General features: G+C 61.6%; 14 protein-coding genes and 5 pseudogenes. 11 read left to right on the forward strand and 8 right to left on the reverse strand.

Annotated features, from left to right (window positions below):
• Positions 1-11 precede the first annotated feature (11 nt).
• The 4 genes and pseudogenes from dph2 to ACFQJB_RS06260 all read right to left on the reverse strand — a co-directional run bounded on the left by dph2 (position 12) and on the right by ACFQJB_RS06260 (position 5,952).
• A complete protein-coding gene (gene dph2, locus ACFQJB_RS06245) occupies positions 12-1,070 on the reverse strand; it encodes a diphthamide biosynthesis enzyme Dph2 (protein ID WP_379725181.1) in 1,059 nt (352 codons plus the stop codon).
• 98 nt (positions 1,071-1,168) lie between these two features.
• On the reverse strand, positions 1,169-3,598 hold the full coding sequence (locus tag ACFQJB_RS06250) for a DUF2309 domain-containing protein (protein ID WP_379725184.1): 2,430 nt from the start codon (positions 3,596-3,598) through the stop codon (positions 1,169-1,171).
• Positions 3,588-5,078: pseudogene (locus ACFQJB_RS06255) on the reverse strand (proton-conducting transporter membrane subunit). The gene ACFQJB_RS06250 and the pseudogene ACFQJB_RS06255 overlap by 11 nt, the downstream one beginning before the upstream one ends.
• Positions 5,079-5,268: 190 nt before the next feature.
• Entirely contained in the window at positions 5,269-5,952 is a 684-nt protein-coding gene (locus ACFQJB_RS06260) for a carbonic anhydrase (protein WP_379725187.1), read from the reverse strand.
• Between the two features lie 151 nt (positions 5,953-6,103).
• On the opposite strand from ACFQJB_RS06260, the gene ACFQJB_RS06265 reads away from it, so the two are divergent.
• Positions 6,104-7,120 carry an amidohydrolase family protein gene (locus ACFQJB_RS06265; protein WP_379725190.1) on the forward strand — a complete coding sequence of 339 codons (1,017 nt, stop codon included), beginning with the start codon at positions 6,104-6,106 and terminating at the stop codon, positions 7,118-7,120.
• A gap of 29 nt (positions 7,121-7,149) precedes the next feature.
• On the opposite strand, the gene ACFQJB_RS06270 is transcribed toward ACFQJB_RS06265, so the two are convergent.
• The gene (locus ACFQJB_RS06270) at positions 7,150-7,614 is read right to left on the reverse strand and encodes an Lrp/AsnC family transcriptional regulator (RefSeq protein WP_379725193.1); all 465 of its coding nucleotides are present in this window, start codon (positions 7,612-7,614) and stop codon (positions 7,150-7,152) included.
• A gap of 126 nt (positions 7,615-7,740) precedes the next feature.
• Here ACFQJB_RS06270 and ACFQJB_RS06275 point away from each other — a divergent pair.
• The 3 genes and pseudogenes from ACFQJB_RS06275 (at position 7,741) to ACFQJB_RS06285 (ending at position 9,771) form a co-directional block, all read left to right on the forward strand.
• Positions 7,741-8,396: pseudogene (locus tag ACFQJB_RS06275) on the forward strand (alpha/beta hydrolase).
• A 142-nt stretch (positions 8,397-8,538) separates the two neighbouring features.
• A pseudogene (locus tag ACFQJB_RS06280) lies at positions 8,539-9,320 on the forward strand (TSUP family transporter).
• A 76-nt stretch (positions 9,321-9,396) separates the two neighbouring features.
• Positions 9,397-9,771 (forward strand): YlbF family regulator, encoded by a 375-nt coding sequence (locus ACFQJB_RS06285; protein WP_379725196.1) that lies wholly within the window; start codon positions 9,397-9,399, stop codon positions 9,769-9,771.
• An 18-nt stretch (positions 9,772-9,789) separates the two neighbouring features.
• On the opposite strand, the gene ACFQJB_RS06290 is transcribed toward ACFQJB_RS06285, so the two are convergent.
• Positions 9,790-10,308 carry a DUF21 domain-containing protein gene (locus tag ACFQJB_RS06290; RefSeq protein ID WP_379725199.1) on the reverse strand — a complete coding sequence of 173 codons (519 nt, stop codon included), beginning with the start codon at positions 10,306-10,308 and terminating at the stop codon, positions 9,790-9,792.
• 442 nt (positions 10,309-10,750) lie between these two features.
• Between ACFQJB_RS06290 and ACFQJB_RS06295 the strand changes: the two genes are divergently transcribed.
• The 4 genes from ACFQJB_RS06295 to ACFQJB_RS06310 are packed head-to-tail and all read left to right on the forward strand — an operon-like array spanning position 10,751 to position 17,832.
• Positions 10,751-13,327 (forward strand): PAS domain S-box protein, encoded by a 2,577-nt coding sequence (locus ACFQJB_RS06295; RefSeq protein ID WP_379725201.1) that lies wholly within the window; start codon positions 10,751-10,753, stop codon positions 13,325-13,327.
• Complete coding sequence (locus tag ACFQJB_RS06300) at positions 13,318-16,302, forward strand: PAS domain-containing protein (RefSeq protein ID WP_379725204.1); 2,985 nt, start codon at positions 13,318-13,320, stop codon at positions 16,300-16,302. The genes ACFQJB_RS06295 and ACFQJB_RS06300 overlap by 10 nt, the downstream gene beginning before the upstream one ends.
• On the forward strand, positions 16,299-16,754 hold the full coding sequence (locus ACFQJB_RS06305) for a response regulator (RefSeq protein ID WP_379725207.1): 456 nt from the start codon (positions 16,299-16,301) through the stop codon (positions 16,752-16,754). The genes ACFQJB_RS06300 and ACFQJB_RS06305 overlap by 4 nt, the downstream gene beginning before the upstream one ends.
• Positions 16,747-17,832: a hybrid sensor histidine kinase/response regulator gene (locus ACFQJB_RS06310; protein ID WP_379725210.1), complete on the forward strand. Its 1,086-nt coding sequence runs from the start codon at positions 16,747-16,749 to the stop codon at positions 17,830-17,832. The genes ACFQJB_RS06305 and ACFQJB_RS06310 overlap by 8 nt, the downstream gene beginning before the upstream one ends.
• A gap of 427 nt (positions 17,833-18,259) precedes the next feature.
• On the opposite strand, the gene ACFQJB_RS06315 is transcribed toward ACFQJB_RS06310, so the two are convergent.
• Together ACFQJB_RS06315 and ACFQJB_RS06320 are read right to left on the reverse strand one after the other, a co-directional pair.
• A complete protein-coding gene (locus tag ACFQJB_RS06315) occupies positions 18,260-18,529 on the reverse strand; it encodes a hypothetical protein (protein WP_379725212.1) in 270 nt (89 codons plus the stop codon).
• Positions 18,530-18,551: 22 nt separating this feature from the next.
• Positions 18,552-19,531, reverse strand: a pseudogene (locus ACFQJB_RS06320) (FKBP-type peptidyl-prolyl cis-trans isomerase).
• 135 nt (positions 19,532-19,666) lie between these two features.
• Between ACFQJB_RS06320 and cyaB the strand changes: the two are divergent.
• From cyaB to ACFQJB_RS06335, 3 genes and pseudogenes are all read left to right on the forward strand, one after another.
• Complete coding sequence (gene cyaB, locus ACFQJB_RS06325) at positions 19,667-20,212, forward strand: class IV adenylate cyclase (protein WP_379725215.1); 546 nt, start codon at positions 19,667-19,669, stop codon at positions 20,210-20,212.
• A gap of 72 nt (positions 20,213-20,284) precedes the next feature.
• Positions 20,285-21,486: pseudogene (locus ACFQJB_RS06330) on the forward strand (methionine adenosyltransferase).
• A gap of 41 nt (positions 21,487-21,527) precedes the next feature.
• Positions 21,528-22,658 carry an ATP-binding protein gene (locus tag ACFQJB_RS06335; protein ID WP_379725218.1) on the forward strand — a complete coding sequence of 377 codons (1,131 nt, stop codon included), beginning with the start codon at positions 21,528-21,530 and terminating at the stop codon, positions 22,656-22,658.
• The last annotated feature ends 10 nt before the right edge of the window (positions 22,659-22,668 follow it).

The raw sequence follows: 22,668 nt of genomic DNA on the forward strand, positions 1-22,668 counted from the left end.
CGCCGACCGCCTCACCACGTGCCGTGGAACGTGTCGAATTCGAGTTCGTCAAGCGGTTTGTTGCCCATCGCGATCTCGTACTCGCCGGGGGTCACCATCGGCTTGTGGAACTGCGGGCCGTCGTCGGTTGTGATCCGCGGACAGCCGGTGTTGACGAAGGCATCCATATCAAAATTCAGTAGGCGATCAGGCGTGACCTCATCCATCGTAATGAGGTAGGCATCATCGTTGTTGTCGAGGATTTCCTCGGCTTTCTCCCACCGGCCTTGGCCGATCTTGGTACAGAAGATGACACCCCACTTCTCGGCGTCCATCGCCTTGTGAACGGTCGCATACCGTTCTTTGAGGAACTGGTCGGGGTCGGCGATGGTCACGACATTGTTGACGGGATCGGCGATGACAATGTGTTTGTCCTGGTGTTCCATCGCCAGCCCCATTGGGTGGAACTTCCCGCCGCCGACGTAGAGCACGTTGTCGGCATCGATATCGGCGGAGGCGTAGTTGCAGCCAAGCACTTGGCCCTCGTAGGTTAGGCGGTCGTCGCCCTTGCGGGTATGCACCTCGTAGCCACGCTCTTCCAGCCACTCAACCATCTCGCCGAAGCGGTTCATGTGTTGGGCGGTCGTCACCAGCCCGACCGCAGGGTCGTCATCGGGATCAGGGATCTCCGCGAGGGAGTCCTCAAGGATCGGGAAGGGGTCGACGTTAGAGAACAGCGGCACGTAGATGATCTGGTCGGACTCCTTCATCGGGGAGTGCCCAAAGTGGACGAATACGTCGGTTCGGCGCATCAGATAGGTATCGAGATCACAGGCACCATAGCACGGTTGCCCGGAGAGGAGAATCGTCACGTCGTCGTCAACGACTTCCCGGAGATCGTCAGCGACGGCGGGGCCCCGGCGCTTGAGGCCTTCAGGGAACTGAAGGCCGACCTTCTCAGCATCGCGTTCCTCGATCTCGTCGACGATGCGTTCGAGTTCGTAATCCCACTCGCGGTCGTGGCGGAGATCCATCCCCGTGTTTCGGAGGTCACCCTCGGAGTAGCTGTCGTCGCTGGCGTCGTGGCTCATTACACCCTCATATCTGTCGAAGCCGTATAACCACGGCGTTATCGCCACACTGTCACGATCGATCAACCAGCACTACTCAACCGAAACGGAGGGCCGCGTCAGTCGTCAGCGGGAACCGTTGGGGCGGCCGGTTCAGCGTCGTCGATAGCCGCCTCGAGATCGGGGGAGCCTGTCCATGACAGGCCGCCCTCGTAGTGGAAGACGTCGTGGTCACGGGTCGGATCGACGACCGTCAGCGAGAGCCACCCGTTGTCCAACAGGGTCGTGAGTTCCGCGTGGTCGGCAAGGATCTCGGTAACGCTGTCAACGGGCGCGTGAACCACCGTCGAGAGACGCAACGGCTGGTGGTATGGATCATCAGGCCCCGCAGCCACCGACTGCAGCGGGAGGCCGGTCAGCAGGTCGCCGCCGTTGCCCTGATAGACGCCGACGTTGCCGACGGGGTTGTGGGTGATCTTCGAGCCGCTGCCGTAGACGCCAGAGTCGACCGTCGAGAAGTAATACTGGTTGTTGATCCACTGGGTGACGACCATCGGCCCCGTGAGGATCGCTTCGAGGGCGTCGCCATCGGGGTCGGTTGTGTGGTCGTAGGAGTGGAGAAACGCACGCCCGTCGAGGTCGACATCCTCCGTGAGTTCACGCGGCCCGATAACGAAGGCGGCGTTGCCGGCCAGCCCCCACTCAGGGCGGGTCTCCGCCCAGTCGGCTGCGCGGCGTTCGGTCTCGTCGATACCGTTTGTGGCCGCTGCGCCCATCGCGTCGGTGCGTTCGGCGGTCGCGGTTTCGCGAGCGGTGGCGAGGTCAGCGCGGAGGTGCTCGATATCGTCGGCGTGGGTTGCAGGCACGTCGCTGTCGAAGAGGTCGATCTCGTCGGTCGTCGTGTTGTGTTCGCCGGCGACGAAGACGGTATCCTCGGGGATCGCATGGCCCTGATCGCGGAGTTCGTCGTGTACCGCCTCGTCGTTGCAGATCGCCGCCAGCACGCGGGCGTTCGGCCCGCCGGGGTTGCCGGCACACGCCCCACAGTCGAGACTCGAATCATATGGGTTGTTTTCGGTCTCGCTGGCGTGGCCAACGAAGGCGACCACACGGCTGAACGTCTCGATGCCCATCAACTCGAAAGCCGTCGCGGCGTACTCGACTTTTTCGTCTGTCGTCAGCCCGACCGGGAGGTCGCCGGCGTAGGTGTGTTGGTGGTGCACCATCGGCTCACAGAACTCGTGGCTGTCGGGTTCGGCGCCGGCGACGGCATCAAAGAGGTCGTGGACGCGGCCGGGGACGAGCGTCCGCGCCGCCAAGGCGAGCCCATAGCCGCTGCCGGCGCTCTCGACGAACCCGTAGGCACTCGCCGCGTTCGCTTGGAGTGTGTCGATGACCTCGCGGGTGGCGTCACGAACGCCCGCCAGGCGGTCGTGGCTTGCCTGGGTCTCGTCGTCGGTCGGCAGTTCCGTGATACGGTGTTGTGGGTCGAGGATCGGTGGACAGGCCTCGACCGACACGTCAGATTCGTAGCCGTTGTATTCGATGGGAACCCCGAAAAAGCCCGCGTAGCCGAACGTTTCGTACGCACCGGTGGCTTCGATGTGGCGGCGGATCACCGCAGAGCGCGTGTCGATACAGAAGGTCAGTTGGGCGTCCGGGCGGCTCGATGCTCCGCCTTCGGTGTCGACGATCGCCTCGCTCTCGGCGGCGACAGTGTCGACTACCTCCTCGCGGTAGGTTGCCTCCCACGCGCTCAGGAACGCCTCGCTGAGTTCATCGACGGTGTCGACCTCCGTGGCTTCGCCGTCTGTTTCGGGGGAGAGGTCGACACCGAAGGCATCCAGCAGCGACAATCTCACAGCGAGGTAGCCGTCGAGCGTGATCGGGTACGCTGAGTGCCACTCGCCGCCATCGTCGACGCGCTGTTTGATGAAGCCCGTCCAGCCCGGTAGGGCGGCCAGCTGTTCCTCGAAGATCGCTTCCCACTGGTGTTCCGGATACGACTGGATGACGGCGTCGATCGCTGCTGTCGGTGAGTCTGGCAGGTCAGCAACGATACCGGAGTTGGGGATTTCGCCGTCGTGAGCCGCCAACGCACGGAACGCGCTGTAAAAGCCGTCCTCACGATTTGGCATCGACCAGTGGGCTCGACCCTCATCGAGGAAGACCGGCAACCACTTTGTCAGGATGGCATCGACGCGCTCGCTGTCGCTGTCGCCGGCATCGTCGTCGATGCCGCTGTCGTCGGCGTCGGCCATCCGATCGAGCAGCGTCTCAGGAGCGGCATCGTAGCCGCGGTCGGCGAGCTCCGATTCGAGGAGTTCGGGATCGATCTGCCCTCGTGTGAGTGCCTGCTTGAACGTGTCCGCGCTGGGGTAGCCGCGCCCACCGAGCAGGTCGGTCGCCTGTGAGACGGCGTGCTCGAAGGGTTGGTCTTCGAACCCCGAAAGCGGGTTGGCCGTCACGAACGAGTGGATCGGCCAGACGGAGCCGACTGTGGTTGCTGCGCTGTCGATACTGTCGTCGATTGTGGATTCAGTACTCATTGTAGTCCTCCGTGGTCGTCAGCAGCGTGTCAGATGTCGGTTGGCCCAAATTCAGCAGTGCAACGTAGAGACGCCCACTCCCCTCGTGAACTCCGGTCTCGATGGCGAGATAGACGCCGACGAAAACAGCGGCGATGACGCCATGCAACAGCGTTAGCTCCGTCGAGGCCGTCACGACCGGGAGGTCAGCCAGCAGGAACGAGACCGCCTCGTAGACGATGGCGTAGATCGTAATCGCCGGGAAGAAGACCAGCGGAACAGCCCCGTAGCGGAACGTCGCCGGCAACGAGGTGTGTTGAACCGCGCTGCGGGCGGCGTGTAGCGTGGCGAAGGTGACGAAGAACGTCAACAGCAGCCCGCCGTTGATAATCGTTCCCTTGCCGGTCAACACGGCAAAGAGTGCGCCGCCGAGAATCCCGGTGACAAGCGTCACGACAACGCTGCCGATACCGTTGAAGCCAACCGTGTGATCGCTCACCGCCGCCGGGCTCGTGTGTTCGACCTCACCCCCGAGGAGAGGAACTGGTAGGCTTTGTAGAAGCCATGCAGGATGAGGTGGGTGATCGCCGCGCCGAAGAAGCCCAGCCCGGCCTGCATGATCATAAAGCCCATCTGACCGACCGTCGAGCAGCCGAGTTGGCCCTTGATATCCGACTGCACGGATTTGAGGAGCTTCCCGCCGAGCGCGCTGATCGCGCCAACGGCGACAATAGCGAGCATCACGGTTGGCTCGACGGTGACGACCGGTGCGAACCGCGCCAGCAGGACGCCGCCGGCGTTGACAAAGCCAGCGTGCATCAGCGCGGAGGCCGGCGTCGGCGCGGTCATCGACGAGAGGATCCACGTGTGGAACGGCAGCAGTGCCGACTGAATCATCGCCGCGACGACGAGCCCGCCCGCGGCGAGGACGGTGGTCGTCGTCGACAGGCCGCCGACGGCGTCAAGCAGCCCGGTAATGGTGGTCGCGCCCGTCGCCGACCACAGCAGTGTGAGGCTGGCGGCGACTAACGCAGCCCCCGACGAAGTATCGACGGGCGGTGCGGGCTGCGGCCTGTGCCTGCGGCCAGCCGTCGACGTGGCCGATCAACTCAGCCATGAGCAGGCCCATCGCCAGCCACGCTGCCGCGAACAACGCGATATGGTCGGCGGCGACGACGACCATCACGACCAGCGTGAACGCAAAGACCTGCGTGATGAACCGGGTCTTGTCGGGGTTGCCGGCCAGATACCGACGTGAGTAGCTGTGGACGATCCCGCTGAAGAAGGCAACAACCGTCCACATGACGACCGTTAGCCCGTCGATGGCGACGAGCCCCTCGACCGCCCACAGGGGGTCGGATCGGACGAAGACAGCCGCAACGGCGAGCGTGCCGAGCCACATCGCCCACACGAACCGGGTGAGGGCCGCTGGCACACGCGAGGACGCACCATTCGGTTCGGGAAGCGATCCGACTGATCTGCGCTGGGTTCCGTCTGTCATGGGTTGAGTCGAGCAACCGATCCGCCAGGACGACCGCGCCTGACGAACACTGGTCGCATTCGCTCCGTTGTAGAACAAAATGTGCAATAAATCTGTTTATTTGATCAGATTGTTCTCCAAAACAAAATTATAGAACATTATGGTTTCGGCTGGGCGTAAATCGGCGGGGCTCACTGTCGACGCCGACGAACTACCGGGTCGACGCCAGCGATAGCTGGCAGCCGACCGATAGCTGAGCATCATCGGGGAGTCGCGCACGGAGGGCTGTCGGCTCGGCCGCGTCGTCGAGAGCCACTAAATACTGTTTGCCAGGAAACGAGCCGTAGACGCCGGCCTCATCGGCGACGACGCCGGCGACGGTCATCGCGGGGAACTGCGAGCGCAGAAAGGCGACGTTGCGAACAACGTTGTACTCGGCGAGTCGCTCCCGGGCCTGTCTGGGGGAGTCCTCGGGCCCAACAACGCCTGCTGCAGTCGCCTCATCGATCATCGTTGCCAGCGGCGCGAGCGTCGCCTGGATACCGGCCGCCGCGGACGCCGTCGCGCCGTGCGCGTGATCGTACGCATCAGCCACCACGTCGCAGTCAGTGTGGCCAACGACGACGATCGCCGCAACCGGCCGGTCGGCGATGAGCCGGCGAATCGACGCCGAGAGCACCCGTTCGCCGTTCTGTTGGGCCCACGTTCGGGGGCCAAGCGTCGTCACGCCGACGTGGTCGGACGGGGACTCGGTCAGCCATGCTGGATCGTGATCGCAGTCGGCGAGCGTACAGGAAACAGAGAGGACGGTCGACCCGGTCGCTGCGCGGTCGTTCCCACGAGTCGGCTCAACATCTAACGCCGAGACTAACGTCGCGAGGTCGTCGTCAGCCATGCTGGCCTCCACGCATCCGACAGAGTCTCTCCACAGATCGCCGAAATCCCATCTTGAATACCAATCTGTTCGTATTTGATATAAAATTTACCAGCCTGTTCGTTCGCCGATGGTGGAAACACATATCGGGGCTGAACTGGTGGACTGAGGTATGCAACAGTTTGAGGGGACGATTCTCGCCGAGGACTCCTTTGCACCGGTTCGTGGCCGGGTCGTCGTCGACGACGGGCAGATTACGGCCGTCGAGGAGACGGCCACGGACTCGACCGATATCGTCCTGCCGGCATTCGTCAACGCCCACACCCACATCGGTGACTCGGTGGCCAAAGAAGCCGGTGTCGGCCTCTCGTTAGACGAGGCGGTCGCGCCACCGGACAGCGAGAAACACCGCCGGCTGGCCGCCGCCAGCCGTGATGAACTCATCACGGCGATGCGCCGCACCCTCCGATTCATGGCAGACACGGGGACTGCGGCACATCTCGATTTCCGGGAGTCAGGTGAGGCGGGCACCGAGGCCCTCCGAACAGCTGCCAGCGAAACAGCAACCGACGCGGTCATTTTCGGCAGCGGCCCGGCGTCAGTCCTCGAACTCGCCGATGGTTACGGGGCCAGCGGCGCAAACGACGACGAGTTTACCGACGAGCGTGCGGCCGCCCGCGAGGCGAACAAACCGTTCGCCATCCACGCCGGCGAGCCCGATGCAACCGACATCCACCCCGCCTTAGACTACGAGCCGGAGCTACTGGTTCACATGGTGCATGCCGAATCCGGGCATCTCGAGCGGGTGGCCGAGCAAGCGATCCCGATTGCGGTCTGTCCACGCGCAAACGCCGTCCTCGGCGTCGGGCGACCACCGATCCGTGAGTTGCTTGCTCACACAACTGTCGCGCTTGGGACAGATAATGTCATGCTCAACCCGCCGTCGATGTTCCGCGAGATGGCGTTTACGGCGAAAACCTACGATGTGACCGACCGTGAAGTCTTGCGGATGGCGACGCGGGCCGGGGCGGAGATTGCCGATCTCAACTGCGGGGTGATCGAGCCCGGGCGGCGGGCGGCACTGCTCGTCCTTGATGGCGATTCCGACAATCTCTCGGGAACGGGCAATCCGATCTCGGCTGTTGTTCGTCGGGCGACCGGACTGGATATCAAACAGGTTGTTGCCTGATCATGCAAGCCGCAGACACGGCGAAGCGGCTACGTCGAGTCGAACTCGCTGAACGGTGTCGTCTTGTGGCTCCGAACCAGTACCTCGTCGGCGACGGTCAGGCCCATATCGAGGAGTTCCTGGGCGACCGGCGTGATATCGCTATCAGATTCGCCGACTGCGGTGACAAGCAGATTCTCCTCACCGGTGACCAACTCCTGAACCGAGATGACGCCGTCGATGGCCAGGATATCGGGGATCAGGTCGCCGCGATCGGCGATCGATGCCGTACAGTACAGCAACATACGAAGGGGATACCCCGATTGCTCGTAGTCGACATCCGCACTGTAGCCTTTGATCACACCGTCGGCTTCGAGGTGTTGGATGCGCTTGCGAACCGTGCTGTCGGCGGTGCCGGTTCGCTCAGCGATGTCAGCCGACGAGAGATTGCGGGCGTCCGCCTGTAACGCATGGAGAATCGCTTGGTCAACCGCGTCGATGGACGTATCGCTCATGGGTAGTGATGAATCAGTATCCGCAAATAACTTCGCCCCAAGTAGCCGGCGGCATCGGCATTGGCCGCAGATCGGTGGCATCGATGTTACTCCCGTATTAATGTGGGTCGCCCGGCTATAGCGACCATGAGCGATCTGCCACTCGAACACGTTCACGTCGCCCCAGAGAACCCACACGAGGAGCCGGCCCCTGCCGTCATCGTTCTTCACGGCCGCGGTGCCAACGAGGAGGATCTGTTGCCGGTCGCCCGATCGCTCCCGGACAGGCTTCATATCGTGAGCCTGCAGGCCCCGAATCGCCTGCAGGGCGGCTACACATGGTACGACCTCAACCTCTCCGGCGGGGGCTCCATCAGAGTCAACCCGACGCGGTAGACTTCAAGCGCAGCCGAGAGCTAATTATCGAGAGCATCGATGCCGCCGTCGAGGCCTACGGGATCGACGACGACCACATCGGTCTGTTTGGGTTCAGCCAGGGGGCGATCACCAGCCTCTCGCTGCTGCTCGATGCCCCAGACCGGTATGCGTGGGTTGTCGCGTTGCATGGCTACCTGCCGGACTCCCACGGCGATGTCGACCCCGACGGGATCGCTGACAAACCGGTGTTGCTCGCGGCTGGCGACGCCGACGAGATCATTCCTGCTGCCCGCACAGAGGCCGCTGCCGATCGATTTGAGACGCTCGGTGCGGCCGTCGAATACGCGAGCTACGCCGGCGGCCACGGGATCGGCCCCGCCGAACACGAGGCCGTCGTCGAGTTCGTCACCGAGCAGGTGGCGTAAGGCGGCAGGGCACGCCGCGTGCACAATCGGGGGAGGCATATTTCAACTCGGCGCAACTGCCGACTGTGGCGAATCCTCACGCGCCGACGACGACAGCGAGATCGACCGCCAGCACCGCAACTATCTCGCTTCGGAGCCATCGATGATCGCTGGCTTCTCGCCGTCGTTGCTGGTGATCCTCGTGGTTGTGTTGTTGGTCTCCGGAGCGGTCAACGGCTTAGCCGGCTTTGGGTTTGCGCTCGTCGGCACGATGGCGTTGGCGACGGTGATCGAGCCCGCAACCGCTGTCGTGCTTATGATTATCCCGATCCTGTCGGCGAACGCTACGCTCGTTAGCGAACTCTCAGCCCCAGAGCTGACCCGTTGTAGCCGGCGGTTTTGGCCGCTGATGCTCGCAGCCCTTGTGGGAACGATCATCGGGATGGCTGTTATCGACCGCCTGCCGGGCGCGCCAGTCCGGGTCGGGTTGGGCCTCATCACGCTGGCGTTCGTGGGCTCCCGGCAGTCGACGCTGCCGCTGCCCTCGCTTGGCGGCGACAGCGGTATCGACCGCGGGGGACGGTCGTCATGCTCGTAGTCGGCGGCGGCTCGGGGCTGTTGTTCGGCGCGACCAACGTCGGCGTCCAGCTCGTTGCCTACCTCCGCTCGTTTGACCTCTCGCATGGCCTCTTTGTCAGCGTCGTCGCGATGGTGTTTCTTGGGATCAACGGGGTGCGTGTCGCCGCGGCCGGGGCCTTGGGATTGTATCCGTCGTCGGCGGTCGTCGCGCTCTCGGTGGCGGCGGTCGTCCCCTCGGTGCTCGGCGTTGCGGTCGGTCGACGGCTCCGCCGCCGGGTGGCCAGCCGCCATCGCGCGATCGCAGTGCTGGGTTTGCTTACGGTCATCGGGGGTCGGCTTGTGCTCGGTGGGCTCGGGATTGCCTGACGTGCTGGGTTCGGTGATGTGGTCTCCGGGGCCACCCGTCCGGCACATTGAAGCGAATTGATCACCAACGTCATCTATGAGCGTTGAAACCGCGTCACTGGAAGACCTGGGTCGAGAACTCGGCGAGAAAATCGCAGACTGTCCAGAACATACGGCGTTCCGCGAGGCCAGCGAGGCTGTCGAAAACGACGCCGAAACCCAGGAGGCGATCAAGGAGTTTGAGGAGCTACGCCACCAGTTCATGCTCGATCGAGAGGCCGGAACCGCCGACCGCGAATCGATGCGTGAGGTGCAAGACGCCCAAGAAGAGCTCCACAGCATGCCGCTGATGGAAGACTACCTTGAGGCCCAAGAGGAACTCCAAGCCAAACTCGAAGCGGTCAACAAGGCGATCTCCGAACCGCTGGCAGTTGATTTCGGCGGCGAGGCCGGCGGCTGCTGTCAGGACTGAGGCCTCAGTACCAGATAGCTAGTCGTCAACGTACGGTTTTTCGATCTGTTGGTCGCCACCGATCCGCGCCGTGAGCCACCGGGTTACCAGATCAAACACCGCCACAACAGGCCCCAACAGTCGCTCAATGGCGGCGATCGGTCGGGCGACCCGACGGCTCCACGATCCGGCGTGGCCGAGCCCGTAGGATTTTGGCATGATCTCGCCGAACACAAGCACGACGACGCTCACAAGAAGTGTCGCCACTACGACGGTGGCTCCGGGCGGGACGAACCGAGCGACCAACAGCGTGACAATACTCGTGATCGCGATGTTGACGAGATTGTTGCCGACCAACAGCGTGACGAGAAGGCGATGGGGATCCTCGCGCAACCGCTGGAGGGTCTGGCTGTCACGGGCACCATCGCCGGCAGCCGAATCGATCCACTCGTCGGACAACGAGAAGATCGCCGATTCACTACTGGAGAAAAACGCGCTGAGGCCCACCAACACACCAACAGCGAGAAGCGACGGCACGAGCAGCGTGAAGCGTTGCATGTGACCTCGGTTGGGCGGCAGGTATTTCAATTCGGTCGCCAAGAGCGTTGATTGGGCGGTTTGTCAACCGCAAACCGATCGTCGTAGATGGGGGAGACTATCAGCTCGAACTGACTCCCAGGGTGGTGTGCCAGTAGGGGTTTGTGTCGACACACGCTGTGCAACTGAACACAGCATCCGGTAATGTGCTCAGCATCCGGCAATGTGCTTATATCCTGACCGATCGTTAGTATTGTATGCAGAATTTCTATTCACGAACGCCACCGGTGGTTACAGGGATCGTTGGCAGGGCCTCACTGCTCGGCACAAAGTGGCATCCCACCAGTGCATGCTGTGTAGACGACAATGGAAAACGAGTCAGTGACAATGTCGGGCAGCGATGCAATGAGATCGAAGCGGTCGACTCGAGAGCAGTCGCCGGGAGCCGGATTGCGGGTGCCCGATGAGCACTGAATCAGCGGTTCACTCACTGGAAGGCTGCAACGCCGAGAGCGTTCTCCAGCGGGTTGATGAGGCCATCTGCGCACTTGATGACAACTGGCAACTCACCTTTGTCAACGACCAGGCGGCAGCGATGTTGGAACAGTCACCTGACGAACTACTGGGGGCCGAAATCTGGACAGCGGTGCCAGGGATTGATGAAACAACTGTCGGCACCGAGCTCGAAGAAGCGGTAGCCACCCAGACACCCACCCGTTTCGAACGCTACAGCGATGATCTCGATCGGTGGTTCAAAATCAGGATCTATCCCGACGACGACGGGGCCACAGCGTTCTTTTACGACATCACCGATGAGCGCGGCGAGCGACTCGATCAACACCGACAGCGTCGGCTGTTCGAAACGGTATTCGAGGAGACAGAAGACGCGTTGATCGTTGCCGACGCCGACCGTCGGATCACCGATTTCAACGCCGCAGCCGAACAGCTCTTTGGCTACGCGGCCAGCGACGTACTCGGCGAAACGACTCGACTGCTCTATGCCAACGACGAGGCCTACGACCAACAGGGCGACGAGCGGTTCAACGAACACGCCGCGGTGAACGAGGAGACGTATATCGTCGAATACGAGCGGGCCGATGGCACGACGTTCATGGGTGAAACACTTGGGACACCCCTCAAAGGCCCGAACGGCGAAACGCTGGCATTCCTTGGCTCGGTGCGGGACGCCAGCGCACGGATCGAGTACGAACAAACGCTGGAATCGCACACCGACACCCTCCAGCGATTTCACGAGATCTCGACCGACGATGAGCGATCAGTCGACGAGCGGATCGATGCAGTGCTGGAACTGGGCTGTGACCATCTCGGGCTCGATATCGGGATTCTCTCGGCGATCGACGACACCGAGTACACCGTTGAGCAGGTCAAAGCCACAGACGACAGCATACAGCCGGGCGAGCAGTTTGCTCTCAGTGAGACGTTTTGTGATCGCGTCGTCGACACCGAGGCACTCATCGCCGTGGCCGACGCCAGCAACAGCGATCTGGCCGACCATCCAGCCTACGAGAAACACGGGCTTAGATCGTATATCGGGACGGCGGTGATCGTCGACGGCGAGCGGTACGGCACGCTGAACTTTTCGCAGGCAACCCCACGCGAACAACCGTTTACCGAGAGCGAACGGACGCTTGTGCGCCTCTTCGCCCAATGGGTCGGCAAGGAACTGAGCCGACAGCAAAACAAACAGCGAGCGACCGCAAACCGGGATCGACTCCGGCAGATCATCGATCTGTTGCCACAGTTGGTGTTCGCCAAGGATCGAAACAACGAGTATATTCTGGCCAACCAAGCGATTGCCGACGCCTACGGGACGACCGTCGAGGATGTCGAAGGCTCGACCGACGCCGATTTCGTCTCCTCGGAGGCCGAAGCCGAACAGTTCAGACAGGACGACCTCGCCGTGATGGACTCCGGTGAGCCGAAACACATCCCGGAGGAGCCACTGACGAAAGCAGACGGCGAAACGGTGATGCTCCAGACGATCAAGATCCCGTACGAACCGGTCGACCACGACACAGAGGCAGTCTTGGGTGTCGCAACCGATATCACCGAGATGACCGAACAGCGGCGGGCACTCGAAGAGACCTCACAGCGGCTCACTGTGGCCTTAGAGGCAACAAACGCGGGTGTCTGGGAACTAAACCTCGAAACGAATGAGGTCATCTGGACGGAGTCGATGGAACAACTGTTCGGCCTCGACCCCGGCACATCCGAGGGCACCTACGAGGAGTTCTTGGAGCTTGTCCATCCGGACGATGTCCCGGCGGTAGAGGCGTCACTCAAGGAAGCAACCGAGAACGGTGACTCCCTCCAGGTGGAGTACCGAGTCGAGCAAGACGATGGAACAGAGCTGTGGATCGAGGCGCGGGCCGAACTACACGCGGGGCCAAACACCCCACGACGACTGGTCGGGATCGCCACCGATGTGACCGAGCGCAAACAGCGGGACGCCGAGATCGAACTCCAGTCGGCGGCGATGGAGGTTGCGATGGACGGGATCGCCATCCTCGATGGCGATGAGTATGTCTACATGAATCAGGCGCACGCTGATGTCTTCGACTACGAGCCCGAGGAACTGCTCGGCGAGGAGTGGCGTACCCTCTACGACGACGACGAGATCGAACGACTCGAAGCAAAGGTGTTTCCGGAGCTCGCCGACACCGGCTCGTGGCGTGGGGAAACAGTTGGCCGCAAACGGGATGGAACCACGGTCACACAGGATCTCGGCCTCGCGCTACTCGACAGCGGCGAGTTGATCTGTACGAACCGAGACATAACCGCCCAAAAACAACGGGAAGCAGAACTCCGCCAGCAGCGAAGCCGGCTACGAGCCCTGTTCGACAACTCACCGGACAGCATCGTAATCCACACCGCCGACGGCACCGTGATCGATGTCAACCAAACCATGGCCGACTCGCTGGGCTACGACCGGGAAACGCTGAGTTCGATGAATGTCGCCGAGTTCGAAGCCGAGATCGAGCAGTCGGAACTCGCCGACATCTGGGGGAGATGGCGATGAACGACACCCTGAAAGTCGAAGGCAACCACCGCCGAGCAGACGGCGAGACGTACCCGGTTGAAGTCTGGGTGAACAAGATCGCCGTCGACGGCAACGCCCGATACATCGCTGTGGCTCGGGATATCACCGAGCGAAAACAGCGGGAAACGGAACTCAAACGAAGCCGGGAGTTCATCGAGCAGGCCCAAGAGAGTGCGTCCATCGGCGGGTGGGAAGTCGACCTTACGACGGACTCACTCCGCTGGACTGACGAGGTCTACCGGATTCACGACCTCCCGACCGACACCGACATAGACCTCAGTGACGGCATCGAATTTTACCACCCGGATGACAGACCACAGATCGAAGCGGCCTTTGATCGACTCATCAGCGACGGTGAGTCGTACGATCTCGAACTTCGGCTCATCACCGCGGCCGACCGGACGCGGTGGGTTCGGGCAGTCGGCGATCCACAGTTCGATGAGGCGGGAAATATCACCGGAGCGTTGGGCATCTTCCAGGATATCACCGACCGCAAGGAACGCGATGAGGAACTCCGGGAAGTAAAAGAACGGCTCGATCTGGCCGTTGAGGGCGCGAACCTCGGCGTCTGGGACTGGGATATGGAAACAGACGCGGTCACGTTCAACGAGCAGTGGGCATCGATACTCGGGTTCTCGCTGGATGAACTCGAACCACGGCTTGAAACGTGGGAAAACCGCGTCCATCCCGCCGATATGCCGGACGTTGAGGCGGCCCTGAACGCCCATATCGACGGCGACGCCGACCTGTATGACTGCGAACACCGGATGCAGACCAAAGCCGGCGACTACCGGTGGATCAGGGATGTCGGGAAGGTCGTCGACCGCGATGACGACGGGACACCAACGCGGGCAGTCGGTATTCACCTCGATATCACCGAGGAGAAGGAATCGAAGCTCCAACTTGAAGAGGAGCGAGACATGTTCGCCGAGGGGCCAGCCGTCGTGTTCAAATGGGAGAACGCCGATGGGTGGCCGGTCGAATACGTCTCGAAGAACGTCGCTGAGACGTTTGGCTACACCCCCGAACAGTTCCGATCCGGGGAAATTCCGTATGCCGACCTGATCCACGACGACGATCTCGATCGCGTCATGGATGAGGTCGCCGAGGCCAAGGACAACGCCGTCGACCGATTCAGACACGACCCATACCGGATGGTGACGGCCGACGGGGAGATTCGGTGGGTGACAGATAATACCAAGATTATTCGGACTGACGGGGAGATCACCCACTACCTCGGCTACCTGATCGATGTGACCGAACAGAAACGACTTGAACGGTCACTACGGGAGAGCGAACAGTCGGTTCGTGAACTCACCACCATCGCCGCCGATACCGACCGCGAGTTTGACGAAAAGCTTGATGCCCTCCTCACGCTCGGTACCGAACGACTCGGACTCCCGTTCGGCTTTTTGAACCGCATCGACGACGGCACACAACACGTCGTGCAGGCTGTTGGCGATCATCCCGAGCTTCAGACTGGTGCCTCAGCCCCGAAATCAGACACCTACTGTCGAAAAACGATCACCCAATCTGAGCCACTCGATGTGCAGGATGCGGTTGCTGAGGGGTGGGGTAATGATCCGGCATACGAACGATATGCCCTCGGCTGTTATATCGGCGGCACCGTCACTGTTGACGGCGACCAGTACGGCACACTCTGTTTCGCCGACCAACAGCGGCGTGATCACGAGTTCACCGACGCAGAGCGCGCGTTTGTGGAACTCCTTGTCCAGTGGATTAGCCACGAGCTTGCCACCCAAACCGTCGAACGGAAACTACGAGATATCAATGACACAGCCAAACAGCTCATGACCGTTCCTGATCGGTCACAGATCGCGTCAATCGCGGTTGAGAGCGCCACAGAACTGTTGCATACGCCGTTGACAGGAATCTGGTGGTACGACGACGACCGCGAAGCCCTTGTTCCGGCAGGGATGGCTGAGTCGGCGACAGAGTACATCGACGAACAGCCAGTCTTCGAGGATGACACAGCTCTCGCCTGGCGGGTCTTCGAATCCGGCGAGTTCCAAGCCTATGATGATCTGAGTGCGGTCGATGCGTTACACAACAATGAAACGATGCTCGAATCCGAGGCGATCGTGCCACTCGGCGATCACGGGGTGATAAGTGCGGGCGCAGTGAAGCCGCAGGCATTCTCCGAGGCGGATCTGAACCTCTTTGAGGTGTTGTCCTCGACTGTCGAGGCCGCCCTCACCCGAGCCGAACGGGAGACAGTGCTCCGCGAAACCCAAGCCGAGCTCAAACGATCCAACGAGGAACTCGAACAGTTCGCGTACGCGGCCTCACACGACCTTCAGGAACCACTCCGCACAGTATCAAGCTATCTGACGCTGCTAGAGCGCCGATACGGCGAGGAACTTGATGGGGACGCCAGCGAGTTCATCGAGTTTGCCGTCGATGGGGCCGATCGCATGCGAAAGATGATCCAAGCGCTGTTGGCCTACTCACGGGTTGACACCCGCAGAGAATCCTTCGAGCCGGTCGAGGTGAAACCGCTCTTAGAACAGGTCACCGATGATCTCAGCGTCAAGATCGACGAAGCTGACGCAACGGTGTCGCTGCCGGCGACTGCGGCGACAGTCACCGGCGATCACAGCCAACTGGCCCAACTGTTCCAGAACCTCATCGACAACGGCATCAAGTACAACACCGACCGTCCAGCGATCGACATCTCGGCACGACACGACGGTGAGATGGTTGTCATCGATATCACCGACAACGGGATCGGAATGGAAGCCGACCAGCTCGACGACATCTTTGAGGTGTTCCAGCGGCTCCATACACGCGAGGAGTTCGATGGCACGGGGATCGGACTGTCGATCTGCCGGAAGATCGTCGATCGCCACGATGGGACGATTGATGTGCAATCCACCCCGGGAGAGGGGTCGACATTCACGATCTCGCTACCACATGGGGAAACAAACAGATGAGTGAACAAACTGCTCACACAGCGGTGCCACGGGTAATTGCGGTCGAAGATAATCCGGCCGATGTGCGACTGATGGAAGAGGGTGTTGCGGCCGCCGGTGTCGAACTGGCACTCACCGTCTACAACAGTGGCCGAACGGCCGCCGATCAACTTCGGGCGATCGACGCCGATGTGCCCGGTGATCACCCGGATTTAATACTCTTAGATCTGAATCTTCCAGGGACATCCGGACTTGAGCTGCTCACCTTGGTTCGCACCGAAACCCCGTTTCAGGATGTCCCCGTGGTGATCATTTCGAGTTCGGAGAGCCGCGACGATATCAACCGCGTGTATGAACACGCCGCCAACGCCTACATCACAAAGCCAGCTGATCCCGACAACTATATCGACATGATTGACGCGACAATCGATTTCTGGATTACAACCGCCACCCACTCGCCAACCAATGAGTAAGCAATCGCTAACCCATATCCTCCTTGTCGAGGATAATCCGGCCGACGCGCGCCTGATCACAGAGTACATCGCCGAACAGTCGTGGCCGAACCTCAATGCCGACGCGCCGACGATCACCCACGTCGAACGGCTTGCGGAGGCTCGTGAGGCACTCACCGACGAGGTTGATCTCGTCCTCTCGGATCTCGGCCTCCCGGATAGCAGCGGTGTTGAAACGCTTGACCAACTGCTGGCTGTTGGGGCGTCGGCCCCTGTGGTTGTCCTGACCGGGCTCGATGACGAACGCGTTGGTGTCGACGCCGTCGAACACGGCGCACAAGATTACCTTGTCAAAGACGATATTTCACCGCGGTTGCTCCAACAGACACTGCGGTATGCGATCCGTCGGGAACAGCAACAACAGGAGCTCCGACAGCGGAACGCCGAGTTGGCCCTGTTGAATCAGGTTGTTCGCCACGATATCCGCAACGATGTCGCCGTGATTGTCGGCTGGGGCGAGGGGCTCAAAGCCCATGTTGACAGCGAGGGCGAAGCCCATCTGGAACGAATGTTAAATGCCAGTGAACACATCACGAACATCACCGAGACGATCGGCGATTTCCTCAGCGTCCTCGAAGGCGAGAGTGATCCGGAGCTCCACCCGGTCACCCTCGACCGGATACTGACAAACGAGATCGAAAAGGCCCGGTCAGCCTACGACAACGCGACGATCACTGTCAGCGGCGATCTTGACAGCGGCTGTGAGGTTGTTGCGACAGACCTGCTGTCCTCGGTGTTTCGCAACATCCTGAACAATGCTGTTTCGCATAACGACAAAGCCGACCCGGAGATCACGGTGACCGTTACCGACGACGGCGACAGCATCGCTGTCGAAATCGCTGACAACGGACCAGGAGTGCCCGATACCCAAAAGGATGAGATCTTCGGTCGCGGGGAGATGGGTCTAGAAAGCTCCGGCTCTGGGATCGGACTATATCTTGTTGATACCCTCGTCGATATGTACAACGGCTCAGTGACTCTCACAGACAACGAGCCGACAGGCAGCGTGTTTACCGTCACGCTCGATGCAGTGTCGTAACGACCACAAATATACGCTCCCAGCTGCGTGCCAAAGGTTTAGATACCAAACCGCGGCCACCGGGGGTATGCACCTTGTCGTTGCCACCCCAGGTGTGAGCACCGCGGCAGCCAGGACAGCAATCACCAACGAGGGTGCTCAAAGAGTGGTGCGGGCGACACGCTGTGGTCGACTCCCACCGACCCAACCAGTGCAGAACGTTACCGTTTGTGTGCGACTGTGTGCAGTCTCAATACAGGCCGCCGAACGAGTTTGTGAGACGACTCGATCACACGTAACAGCACAGATTCGGCTACTCGATCGGGAAACGATTCCAGCGTGGGTGCATCGTCGATTTAGCTGTCCGGTGGAGGCTACCCATGCGACGCACCAATTTGGTCGCGGGCACACGCACACCCAGGAGCACCGCCGGTAGTCGACGGCGTCATCACAGGCCAGTCGACGGCGTTGTCACTGCCAGAATCGTGACCGCGGCAACGACAACAGTCAACCCAATCCAGGTGACCGCGGTATCTAGTTGTTCGGGGAGCCGGTTGTGGGTGAATGTGTAAAGAAAGTACACCCCGAGTGGTGTAGCCGTACCGACGAATCCGACATCAATGCCGAGGCCGTAGGCATACAGCAACGAGAGTGCCACTGTCACCCCGGCGGCGGCACCAGCGACAGCAACATCCCTTCGGAGCGTCGCGTTATCCATCCACGATCAAGGCAGCGTGCTGTTATTCGTCGAGGCTTTCGGCGAGTTCGTCAGCGTCAAGGTCGACGTCATCGAGGTCGACATCGTCGAGGGCGTCCTCGACATCGCCGCCACCCATGCCGCCGCCCATCATCCCGCCCATGCCGCCCATCATCCCGCCGCCGTCGAGGATCTCCTGGACGATCACGCGGTCGAGACCGAGTTTGTCGGTGATCTCCTGGGCGATCTGGGTTTTCCCCATCATCCACTGTTGGTTCATCGTCAACTGCTGAGTCGCCTCGATGTACAGCGTTTCCTTCTCGACGGTCTGGGTTTCCGTCGTCGGCTCAGCATCCTCGTCGTCGACGGCTTCGCCGTCTGCCAGAGACTCCTCCGGAGTCTCGCTGTCCTCGTCGGAGTCGACGGTGACCTCCTCTTCGACTTCGTCGGTCTCGATCCAGAGGTCAGGCACTTCCTGGAGGTGCATGCCGAGAATCCCCTCGGCCTGCTGTTCGCGGTCGTCGACGACGGAAGCGATCTCGTAGTCGTATTCGGCTCTTCGCCGGCCAGCGGATGGTTGAAGTTGACGCGCGCACGGCCGCCGATGATCGTCTCGATGTGACCCTGCTGGCGGTCGATCTGCACCGTCGCGCCGGGGTAGCGGTCGTCCTCGGGGATCTTGTCGGCGCTGACCGTTCGGACTTCTTCGGGGTCGTACTCGCCGAAGCCTTCCTCAGGGGAGATGATCACGGTGTCGCTGTCGCCGACCTCGCTGCCACGCAGCGACTCATCGACGGATTCGAACACGTGGCCGTCGCCGACAATGATCGTCCGCGGGGTGAAATCGCGGTTCTCCTCGTCGGCGATGCCGGCCTCCTCGGCGACCGACTCATGAGTCGTATCGATAACATCGTCGTCGTCGGTCGTTCGAAGCGTGTAGTCAAGCTCGACGAAATCGCCGTCTTGCAGTCCCTCAGCGTCGGCGTCGTCGGCATCAGTAGCCTCGGCCTCGTTTTCACTCATACCCCGATACACTGCCGAGGTACCCTTAAGAAGCACGGTTCGATGCCACTGCGGTGTCCCGACAGGCAGGCTGGCTCAGGCGGCCGAATCCCGCAAGCCACAGGAGTTTTTCACCTCCGCGCAGTCGGGACGGCCATGTACGAAGTCGAACTCAAACTCCGGGCCGACCACGAGGCACTCCGGGGGCGACTCACGACCGCCGGGGGCGACCGCGTCGAGTCTCGCCGACAGGTCGATACCTACTACGACGCCCCGCATCGATCCTTCGCGGAGACCGACGAAGCGCTCCGTATCCGTCGAGAGGAGCCAGCCAACGGCGATGACGTCACAAAACTCACCTACAAGGGGCCGCTGGTTGAGGCGGCCTCAAAGACGCGGGAAGAACACGAGACGGTCGTCGACGACGACGAGGCACTCCAGGGTGTGCTTGCGGGACTGGGTTTTGAGCCGGCTGCGACCGTCAGAAAAGACCGGACGTACTTCAGCTTCGAGGGGTACACCGTCGTCCTCGATGCGGTCGATGGCCTCGGCGAGTTCGTCGAGATCGAACGCGAGGTGCCCGAAGCCGAGGTCGAAGCTGCCCGTGAGGAAGCGATCGATCTCCTGGAACAACTCGGGCTCGACCCAGACGACCAGATCCGAACCTCGTATCTCGGACTGTTACTGGCAGCCGACGAATAATGTCTCCCAGTTATTTTGCATCGGCGAGAAGTTTCCGCAAGTTATAGCACGACCGATAGCAAAGAGCCGGTAATGAGTCGCAATATTCAGGTTAGCGAACTCGACCGGCAGGCGGTCGAGGATCAGTCGGTTGAGATCGTCGAGCGCAAGGGGTTGGCCATCCGGATTCGATCAGCGACGGGGTTGCGGAGGCAGTCTCCCGCGCACTCTCGGCGCTGTATCTTGATCGTGTTGGGAAGGTGCTCCACTACAACACCGACGAGACCCAGTTGGTCGCCGGCCGCGCCGCACCTGCCTTCGGCGGCGGCGAGGTCGTCGAGCCGATCTATCTACTGATCGTTGGCCGTGCCACAAAGGAGTACGACGGCCAACAGCTCCCGGTGGATTCGACTGCCCTGACCGCGGCGCGTGAGTATCTTGATGAGACGATCCCGGAACTCGATCCCGCTACCGACGTGATCGTGGATGTCAAACTCGGCGAAGGCTCCGGTGATCTCCAAGAGGTCTTCGGTGAGGACGGCGCGACCGTCCCGATGGCCAACGATACCTCCTTCGGTGTCGGCCACGCGCCGCTGACCGAAACCGAAGAGATCGTCCACACGGCCGAACACAAGCTGAACACGGAGTACGTCGCCACCAATCCGGAACTCGGCCCTGACGTGAAGATCATGGGTAAACGCGAGGGCGACCACATCACGATCACCGTCGCCGCCGCCATGGTCGATGCATATATCGCCGATCTTGACGCCTACATCGACGCCGTCGAGGGTGTTCGAGAGTACGTCACCGAACTCGCCGAGGACATCACCGACCGCGAGGTAACCGTCGATGTCAACACGGCCGACGACTACGATGAGGGGTCGATCTACCTCACCGTCACCGGCACCTCCGCTGAACAGGGCGACGACGGCTCGGTCGGCCGCGGCAACCGCGCCAACGGCCTCATTACGCCGAACCGGCCGATGAGCATGGAGGCCACGAGCGGCAAAAATCCGGTCAACCACATCGGGAAGATCTACAATCTGCTGTCGACGAAGATCGCCGAATCGGTTGTCGACGAGGTCGACGGGATCCGGGATCTCCAGTTGCGGCTGTTGAGCCAGATCGGTCAGCCGATCGATCAGCCACACGTTGCCGACGCACAGGTTGTCACCGACGACGGCGTTGCCCTCGCCGACCGAACGGACGAGATCGAGGCGATCATCGACCGAGAGCTCGGCGACGTGACCGAGATCACCCGACAGGTCATCGACGGTGAGCTGTCGACATTCTGAGAAGGGGTACCGTTTTGGTACTGCCACAAGGTGAGTGAAGCATGCGCCGGCAACTGGGCATTGGCGTCATCGCCGGGATCGGAGTTGCCACCGCCCAGCTGACGGTCTATGGCGTCATCGCCGGAGCCTACGATGGCATCGTCGGGCTGATCACCGATGGCGTGCTCAGTATTCTCTTTTCTGCGTTGGTCATCGGTGCGGGCTACTGGGCCCAGACCACCGACCGCCCCGACTGGGATATCGTCCGGCTGGCCGGCTGGTGTCTTGCCGGCAGCATCGCTATCGGCGGCTTCGAGTTGCTGACCGCGCTGTCGCTGTATGCGGCTGGGGCCGCGGAGATCGAGTTGCTTCGGGCACTCACGACCGCCGCCGCCCGGGGAGCCGCCCTCGGCATCGCCTTTGGGCTGTTCGATATCGAGCGCCGACGCACCAAACGCCGCGGCGCGGAACTTGAGCGACAGGTCGATCGGCTTGAGGAGTTTGCCTCGGTCGTCTCCCATGACCTCCGGAGCCCCCTGACCGTCGCCAAAGGCAACATGGAGCTCATCGGCGACAACGACGCCGTCGACGAGGAACTGATCGCCCACGTCGAGTTCGCTCACGACCGGATGTCGGAGATCATCGAAGACTCACTCGCTTTGGCCCGCGGTGGCAACGAGGTCACCGACCCCGAACCGGTCGAGCTCACCGAGATCGCCACCCAGGCGTGGCAGACCGTCGGCGGCGACGATGAGACGCTGTCTGTCGCCACCGAGATGCAGTTGGATGCCGATCCGGAACGCCTCCTGCGACTGCTGGAGAATCTCTTCCGGAACGCGATCGAACACGGGGCCGACGGCGACGACAGCGACGACGGCGGTGACCCCATCGCCGCCGGCCTGCCGGATGATTACGGCGACGATGAGCCATCCGAGTCCGTCTTAGATGGCCTCTCGATTACCGTCGGAGAGCTCACCGACGCCAAGGGATTTTACGTCGCCGACAACGGCGATGGAATCCCGGAGGAGGAACGCGAGGACATCTTTGAAGCCGGGGTCTCAAGCTCCGGCACCGGCAGCGGCCTTGGGCTCGCGATCGTCCGTCGGATCGCTCAGGCCCACGGCTGGACGGTCTCGGTGACTGACGCCGACGGCGGCGGCGCGCGCTTCGAGTTTCGCACCGATCCCGAGTAGCCGAAACCGC

It is taken from the genome of Halonotius sp. GCM10025705 (genome assembly GCF_042662885.1).
Classification (GTDB): domain Archaea; phylum Halobacteriota; class Halobacteria; order Halobacteriales; family Haloferacaceae; genus Halonotius; species Halonotius aquaticus.